Origin of the sequence: Vibrio sp. 10N.247.310.17 (assembly GCF_041466605.1) — a bacterium.
GTDB classification, from domain to species: Bacteria; Pseudomonadota; Gammaproteobacteria; order Enterobacterales; family Vibrionaceae; genus Vibrio; species Vibrio tasmaniensis_A.
On record NZ_JBFSTC010000145.1, the window covers coordinates 1 to 7,423 of the forward strand.

Genomic DNA, 7,423 nt, shown 5'->3' on the forward strand with positions numbered 1-7,423 from the left:
TAGTAAGACTCGCTACACTGTGCGATCTAAACACCTTAAATGATAGGTGTTGACTTAATAAAGTGACGTTCTTAAATTTCGTTCTAGATTCGTTTTAATTGCCTAAAAGCGTACTTCTACGCCAGCAAACCAACCATCAACCATAACAAACGATTTAGGTGGCCCTGGCTTTGGGTCATCCAAAGGATCAGGTTCTTTGTCCGTCTCAAGAGGTTTATTCAACTCTGAAGAGAAAAATTTGTCCGAATCAAGGTCGATCACACGATAGCCACCACGAAGTGCTATTTCAGTATCTGCCACTGGAATACGGTACTGAACACCCGCCATCAAATCGGTACTCTTAATACCGTTGCTATCACCAAATTCCATCGTACCAATGATATCAAGGTGAGTATTAGGGACATTGATTTCTGCGTTACCGTAGAAGCTCCAAGTAAACTCATCAAAACTTGTCGTTTTCGAACTGTACGGATCTTTGTAATGTGAGTTTGCATACTGAGTAAATGTCACACCCGCATCGAAGTTCATCAACTTGTGATCCAACATTGTGTAGTAGAACGTGTAGTCATACTTATCAAACGCTAACAATGTTGTATCAACAGTAGAGTAGCGGAAACTCGCATTTGGCAGCTTAGGGGCATTATGCTCAAATGCGAAATACAACGAAGGTGAGTTTGAGTCACTCGACCTAGCTTCATTCAGCTTTGTACTTCCCCACCACATATCAGCACCGATCTTAGTCGTGTAAGAAAACTCTTCTTCAGCGGACACAGCCGAGCTTAAAGAAAGCATTCCCACTAAAGCAATTAATGGCATTTTATTCATTTGAGATAGCTCCAATTCCATATCGTTGTGCTAATTGTATGCACATTCATAGATTATTGGGGAAAATTCTACCACACATCTTAAATTCTAAAACGATAAACCGCTGACGAGTAAAGATTTGACGACACGATGACCTTAATAACGTCTTTGGTTAGAGCTGTGTACATAGTTTTTGAAAAACCACACACCCACTGCAATCACGATCAGCCAAGGCAGCAGTTTAAACACAACCCCCATCATACCTAAGACCAGCATGACCGCTAACGCGATTCCGGTTGCCGCTAGTACCGTCATAAACGTAATACCAGTAACGAGTAAAGTTGCGACGAAAATAAGAACAAAGATTAATTCAAACATAATGGTCTCCCTAATGAGTTCATGACCTATCTTTCCTACTTTCTAACATTGCAGCTTCCATACCAAGTTAGCCACAGTAATAAACCATTGATTTACCAGGCAAATAAAAAGCCACACATCTTCATGCGTGGCTTTTCGGAAACTCACAATGGTAAATTTAGCCTCTAATGGCGAATTTAGCCTTGTTCTTTAAGCTTTTAACTTTTAGTTCTTGGCTTTTGCTTTAACCTTGAGGGTATCTATACGTTTAGCTCTTTAGGGATCTTAGCTAATGCCGTCTGAATCACCTCAATGCCCGCGCCTTTCTTATGTGCATTCTCACTGATGTAACGACGCCATTGTCTTGCGCCCGGCATACTTTGGAACAAACCAAGCATATGACGAGAGATATGACCAAGGCTCGCTCCATTCGAAAGCTGACGCTCAATGTACGGGTACATCTCTTCAACCACTTGTGAACGCTTCTTGATTGGCGTGTCTAAACCGAAGATCTGCTGATCAACTTCAGCCAAGATAAACGGGCTATGGTATGCCTCACGACCGATCATCACACCATCAAGGTGCTGCAAGTGCTCTTTAGTTTGTTCTAATGTAGTGATGCCACCATTTACCGCAATCACTAGATCAGAGAAGTCTTTCTTGATTTGGTACGCACGATCGTAATCTAGCGGTGGGATCTCACGGTTCTCTTTCGGGCTAAGGCCACTCAACCACGCTTTACGCGCATGGATAGTAAATTGCTCACAACCGCCCTTTTCAGAAACAGTAGAAACAAACTTAGTCAGAAACTCGTAAGAATCTTGGTCGTCGATACCAATACGCGTTTTTACCGTAATTGGAATATCCGTGACTTCTTTCATCGCTGACACACAATCTGCCACCAGTTCAGGCTCAGCCATTAAGCAAGCACCAAAGCGACCATTCTGAACTCGGTCTGAAGGGCAACCTACATTGAGGTTCACTTCATCATAGCCACGCTCACCAGCAAGCTTGGCACAAGCCGCCAAATCAACCGGGTTTGAACCACCAAGTTGAAGTGCTAATGGGTGTTCTTGCTCGTTATATTCTAGAAAGTCGCCCTTGCCATGTAAGATCGCACCAGTTGTGACCATTTCCGTGTACAGAAGCGTCTGCTGAGAGAGCAAACGGTGAAAGTAACGACAGTGGCGGTCAGTCCAATCCAACATGGGTGCAACGGATAAGCGGTTAGCCGCGTATTTACTGGTATTGTCAGGTTTCATAAAGCGTTACTCAAAATCTATACACTGCATTTAATATACAGAAACTCGCTAGTTCAGCCGCAAGCTCACCCACTCAGTACGCTTATAGTACGTATTGATGGAGTAGAACGAAGGCATCTAGCATTAAAAAAGAACACTTCAAAGCGGTGAATCACGCTTCACAGTGGACATTGTAGTCAAAAATAATTGGGCGATTATACACAGGGAATCGAAAACATTCAGGAAAAAAGAACTCGCTAGAACCTATGCAAACACGCGGGTTCTTGAGCTAGAAAATCCTGACGAATCCGGACAAAAACCCATACCGCAGTACGTACTTCCGGACAAGTTTATGGAAGAGCCTGATTTATGAGATAAAACAGGGTGAACGAAATCGAAAAAAGTGGCTCATTGACTCTAAAGTGCTATTTGGAATTGAAGTTCTTCGATATTGAGGTGAGTGCTGGACAAGGCACGTTTGTTGAAAAAGAAGAAGAATCTAGCGCAATGGCTTTCAGTGAGAAATTCATTAGGCAAGAGCTTGGCTTTAACTCAAACAATATCTTCCTGATGCCCGTTCGCGGTGACAGCATGATCCCAACTCTTAAGAATCAAAGCGTTGTAATGGTGAACCGTGTTGATGGTTTTTCTACTGACGGGATTTACGTATTCAGATATGACAATCGATTGATGGTGAAGAGACTTCAATTTCTACCAAACGGAATCAAGGTAGTCAGTGACAATAGTGCTTGTGAAGCATGGGAACTTGGAAAAGAAGAGATTAAAGGTAACGACTTCGAGATCATTGGTGAGGTGGTTTGGTCAGGGCAGAGAATGTAAAAAGGAGCCATCAGGCTCCATCTAAAACAAATAGTTAGCTTTATCTCTGGATTCGATTTATTGACTAGCCGTCGAGTTCAGAGTCATCCTCAATATCACCAAACGAAACATAATCGAAGTAATACCTTGGAAAGACTGATAGTAAACCGACAGGGAATTCCATATCGGACATTATGTCGCTTAAACTATGAACTTCGAACAGTGAATCAACTGAAGAATCATCATTGATTAACTCAATCACATCTAGACCTCGGAGCTTTTCCAGTAAGCACACTTCGAAAAGCTCTTCTATATCATCTACATTTATATTATCTTTCGCGCATAATATAGATTTATAAAGCAAGATAAAACCACATTTAGTACTACCTTCCTCTTCTAAACAATACACACGAATAGACGAAATATACTTTGAGAATTGTCTAAATAATTCAGAGTTTTCTAGAGATTCATCTAACTGCGTAGCTTCTCTCGGCGGTTTAAAGAAGCGATGAGTTTGTTCTACAAATTTTTCAGGTAGCCCAGTTCGTGTGTAACGGTTTGCTTTCCATTGTTTGATAATTGCAAGTTGTTCAGAAGTGACCAAAAAGTCACTCAAGGGAGGTGAGCTTTTTAAATAGCCTTTCTTTAAATAAACAACATCATCAGCACGAGCCTCCCAAAAAATCGAATTAATTGGGTCTAGTTGTATTTTTCTGGGATTTTGGCCATTTTTTTGACTTAAAGCTTCTTTATTAACCTTCTTCAACAATAGGCATTCTACATACTCTTCATTAGATAGAAGATCGCAATCTTGAGAGATTACGAGAAGTTTTGCCTGATGCTTTGGCTTAACTGAACCATTGATAATTGAGGCTGCTATAAAAGAACCGTCCTTCACAACAGAGTAGTCTATAACAGCCCCTTGGACCCAACCATTTTCAATCAAAGCGAGACGAGGATCTTGAACAGCTAATTCACTAGTTGAAGTCATCTAGATATTCACCCTTCAATTACAACAACTGAGTCACCTTCAATTAGCGGAGAAGTATCCGCAACTTTTTCGAATGTTTCTCTCTGTTTAAGCACTTTAGCCACTAACAGATTGTGGTGTTCGACGACTCCATCAATGTCAATGTTTGATGAAGATAGCCTTTCTATCATCGATTGATTCTGATAAATATTTGTTTTTGCAAGCCTACCAATCTTCACTCCTTTAGAGTCAAGGTTGAGGGCAACTTGATGCAAGTTTTTCAAAATATCAAACTGGGTTTCATTTGGCTCATTAGCGCCTTTTTTCCAGTTATAAATAGCAGCTCTTTTCACTCCCAAAATAGGCTCAAAGTCTTTGACCGCAAGTCCAAAGCTGTCTAAAACCCTTGTCACCATATCTTGAGCAGATACTTCGTTAGAGACTGTAGCCTGCTGTTGGATTACCCAGCTCTCATTAACCGAAGATCTGTAATCTCTGCTTTCAGCAACACCAGTACCTGTGACCAAAATAGCGGCCAAAGCTGCAGCTGTTGTAAAATGACTTTTTTGGGGGGATGCAATACCAGCCGTACTAAACATAACAAACCTCCTTATAATTCAACCCAATCTTGTTTTGCTTCTTCTGTTATGCACATATCAAAAGCAGGTCTAGTTAACTTTCTCATTTCATTCAAAAGATTAATCACATTTTCCGAATTGAACATTTCACGAACAGGGTTACTTAGATCTATATCCAAAATTACATAACTTTCGTTTTTAGCTAATTGTCCCCCCCACCACGGTAACTCTTGAATAGTTAAGGCCGTTTCTGGAGAGTCCATCAACTCATTAGGAATGATCGACATATTAGCACCCGGCTCTGGAGTGAATTTATTCGATTCAACCCTTAAGTTCCCATACTTAGTTTTGTAATTCATCATTAAGCGATTGTGAACGCCGGACTCTACATCAATCTCTGTAGGGATTGAGTTGTTCGGTAACCACTCTTGCTTCAAATAACGAGATACTTCTTCCCCTTCCATTGGAATAATCAAGTTTAGATAACGAGTCCCAACCCTTGAGGTGATACCTTGTGGTAAAGAAGGAAAAACCTCTGTCAATTTAGAGATCACATTAGCAACAAGACTTACAAAATTGCCATGACAAGTGTACTCAGTAGACTTTATAGAAAGACCATCTTCAGCCAGATAAACAGACAAGGTCTTTTCTAGGTTCAAAAATATCCAACGTTGCTTGACTGATTGGTTAGTCTGAGGCTTAGGAGACTGTACCATGTTGCCTTCTAAGTCTGGTGTTAACTCAAAGTTAATTTCTTGCAGCTTTTCAACCACTTTCTCAACAAAGCCAATACCACGAAACGAAGACTCTAACTTAGTCAGTTTACCTGCTTCGTAAAAATCGGGAATTGCTGAAAAACGAATATCAACAAGAGTCATTAACAGCGGTGCGTGTTGATAGCTTTTAGAAACCATTTTAAATCCTATGCAAAATGTACATTTACGTGCATTGATACACTTTATTATACACATTTTATGTCTAATGGATACGAAAACTACATCCTTAATCTAAAGAGAAAGTCTAGCTTTTTTGACAATAATTCAAGGTCTCTTGTTGTTACATCAGAAAGGGAATCGAGAGTAACGAACCTAAGTTAATGAAATGAAGTAACATCGATTAAGCATAAACACTAACGAGGGGATTTTAATATACAATCAAGGTAGTACGTATGACTTGCTTTTAATTACTGGTATTACTTAAAAGTGAGTCCAATCGAGCATTGGAGCGACAGACAACTTACATGAATGAGTCATGGCAAAGTAACCTAGTAGCGAATCAAAAAAATATGCTGGAATACCCAGCAAAAGCAAGACCGACTATTGTAAATGCTATGACTTATTTGTGCTATATGAACTTTACAGCACATTTTTTATATAAACTCATTCACCAGATCTCTAATTCAGCTTGATTAATCAGTTATGCCTTGAGTCACACTGTCGTTTTGAGTTACCTTGTCTTATTCAAAGTCGTAGGTCACAATACGCTCTGTACCTGACTTTAATAAAATCAATGTCTCCTCAAACAAGGTTACCTAGCAATAGGGGCTGAATGGGGATGTTTGATTGAACGGTGAAAAATTTGGACCACACATTAATAGAGCAAGTTGAAGGGATATGCGTATCGCGAGGTGTTAGGCTAACACCCCAAAGAAAGCGAGTGTTTGAGCTTATCCTATCTAATAAAAAAGCCTCCAGTGCTTATGAATTATTAGAGCAATTGAAAGTCAGTGAACCGCAAGCCAAGCCTCCTACAGTTTATCGCGCTTTGGATTTTTTGTTAGAGCAAGGGTTCATTCACCGAGTTGAGTCAACGAATAGCTTTATATGCTGCTGCTCTTGCAATGCCAACACGCATTTTTCCCAATTACTGATCTGCGATAAATGTGGCACTGTGATAGAATTACAAGACGATGCGCTTGTCGCCCTACTCGCGAGTAACGCCGAGCAGCATGGATTCAAGTTGACCAACCATGTCATTGAATCACATGGCATTTGCCAAACTTGCTCCTCCGAAATGAAAGAATAAGATTATAGAAGAACATTATGCGCGCTGAATTTGTAAACCCGTTTTTAGCTTCTTTGATGAACGTACTAAAAACGATGGCATCTCTAGAATTAAAGCCTCAGAAACCAAGAGTGAAGAAAGATGAAATCGCTCGTGGTGATGTGTCCGGCCTAATTGGTATGGTTGGTACACAGTCTCGTGGCTCAATGTCGATCACCTTTGATGAAGGGCTTGCTCTAGAAATCATGGAAAACATGCTAGGTGAACGACCAAACGGTTTGAACGAAGAAGTGACCGACATGGTGGGTGAAATCACTAACATGGTAACTGGTGGCGCAAAGCGTATTCTTGCAGAAAGCGGCTTTGACTTCGATATGGCAACGCCAATCGTGGTTTCAGGTAAAGGCCATACTATTCGTCACAAGTGTGAAGGCGCAATCATCATCATGCCTTTCTCATCTCAGTGGGGTAATGCTTTCATCGAGATCTGTTTCGAATAGAGACAATCGAGTAAATAAAAAGCGAAAGGCTGACGTACATACGTCAGCCTTTTTTATTGCCGTAAAATCAACGGACATAAAAAACGCCAACCGAAAGGTTTAATGCCGTTCGGATAAGCATTATTGCTTGAACCTGAACGGATATTTGGC

The 7,423-nt window shown here is 40.6% G+C and carries 8 protein-coding genes and 2 pseudogenes; 4 read left to right on the forward strand and 6 right to left on the reverse strand.

Going from position 1 to position 7,423, the window contains the following annotated elements:
• Window positions 1-102: 102 nt before the first annotated feature.
• The 3 genes from AB6D80_RS23555 to dusA form a co-directional block, all read right to left on the reverse strand.
• On the reverse strand, window positions 103-825 hold the full coding sequence (locus AB6D80_RS23555; protein ID WP_081326142.1) for a TIGR04219 family outer membrane beta-barrel protein: 723 nt from the start codon (window positions 823-825) through the stop codon (window positions 103-105).
• 135 nt (window positions 826-960) lie between these two features.
• Window positions 961-1,182, reverse strand: a complete 222-nt coding sequence (pspG, locus tag AB6D80_RS23560) for an envelope stress response protein PspG (RefSeq protein ID WP_009847904.1) — start codon at window positions 1,180-1,182, stop codon at window positions 961-963.
• Window positions 1,183-1,421: 239 nt separating this feature from the next.
• A complete protein-coding gene (gene dusA, locus AB6D80_RS23565) occupies window positions 1,422-2,423 on the reverse strand; it encodes a tRNA dihydrouridine(20/20a) synthase DusA (RefSeq protein WP_009847903.1) in 1,002 nt (333 codons plus the stop codon).
• A gap of 163 nt (window positions 2,424-2,586) precedes the next feature.
• Between dusA and AB6D80_RS23570 the strand changes: the two are divergent.
• Window positions 2,587-2,772 (forward strand): annotated as a pseudogene (locus AB6D80_RS23570) (site-specific integrase); the annotation flags it as partial.
• Window positions 2,773-2,783: 11 nt separating this feature from the next.
• A pseudogene (locus AB6D80_RS23575) lies at window positions 2,784-3,242 on the forward strand (helix-turn-helix transcriptional regulator); the annotation flags it as partial.
• Between the two features lie 64 nt (window positions 3,243-3,306).
• Here the strand turns inward: AB6D80_RS23575 and AB6D80_RS23580 are convergent.
• Genes AB6D80_RS23580 through AB6D80_RS23590 form a run of 3 tightly spaced genes read right to left on the reverse strand, consistent with a single transcriptional unit; the run spans window position 3,307 to window position 5,683 of the window.
• Window positions 3,307-4,212 (reverse strand): hypothetical protein, encoded by a 906-nt coding sequence (locus AB6D80_RS23580; RefSeq protein ID WP_372189777.1) that lies wholly within the window; start codon window positions 4,210-4,212, stop codon window positions 3,307-3,309.
• Between the two features lie 8 nt (window positions 4,213-4,220).
• Window positions 4,221-4,790 (reverse strand): hypothetical protein, encoded by a 570-nt coding sequence (locus AB6D80_RS23585; RefSeq protein WP_372189778.1) that lies wholly within the window; start codon window positions 4,788-4,790, stop codon window positions 4,221-4,223.
• A gap of 11 nt (window positions 4,791-4,801) precedes the next feature.
• A complete protein-coding gene (locus AB6D80_RS23590) occupies window positions 4,802-5,683 on the reverse strand; it encodes a TIGR04255 family protein (RefSeq protein ID WP_372189780.1) in 882 nt (293 codons plus the stop codon).
• Between the two features lie 655 nt (window positions 5,684-6,338).
• Between AB6D80_RS23590 and zur the strand changes: the two genes are divergently transcribed.
• Window positions 6,339-6,794 carry a zinc uptake transcriptional repressor Zur gene (gene zur, locus AB6D80_RS23595; protein WP_012603115.1) on the forward strand — a complete coding sequence of 152 codons (456 nt, stop codon included), beginning with the start codon at window positions 6,339-6,341 and terminating at the stop codon, window positions 6,792-6,794.
• A 17-nt stretch (window positions 6,795-6,811) separates the two neighbouring features.
• On the forward strand, window positions 6,812-7,273 hold the full coding sequence (locus tag AB6D80_RS23600; RefSeq protein ID WP_009847897.1) for a chemotaxis protein CheX: 462 nt from the start codon (window positions 6,812-6,814) through the stop codon (window positions 7,271-7,273).
• Window positions 7,274-7,423: the final 150 nt, after the last annotated feature.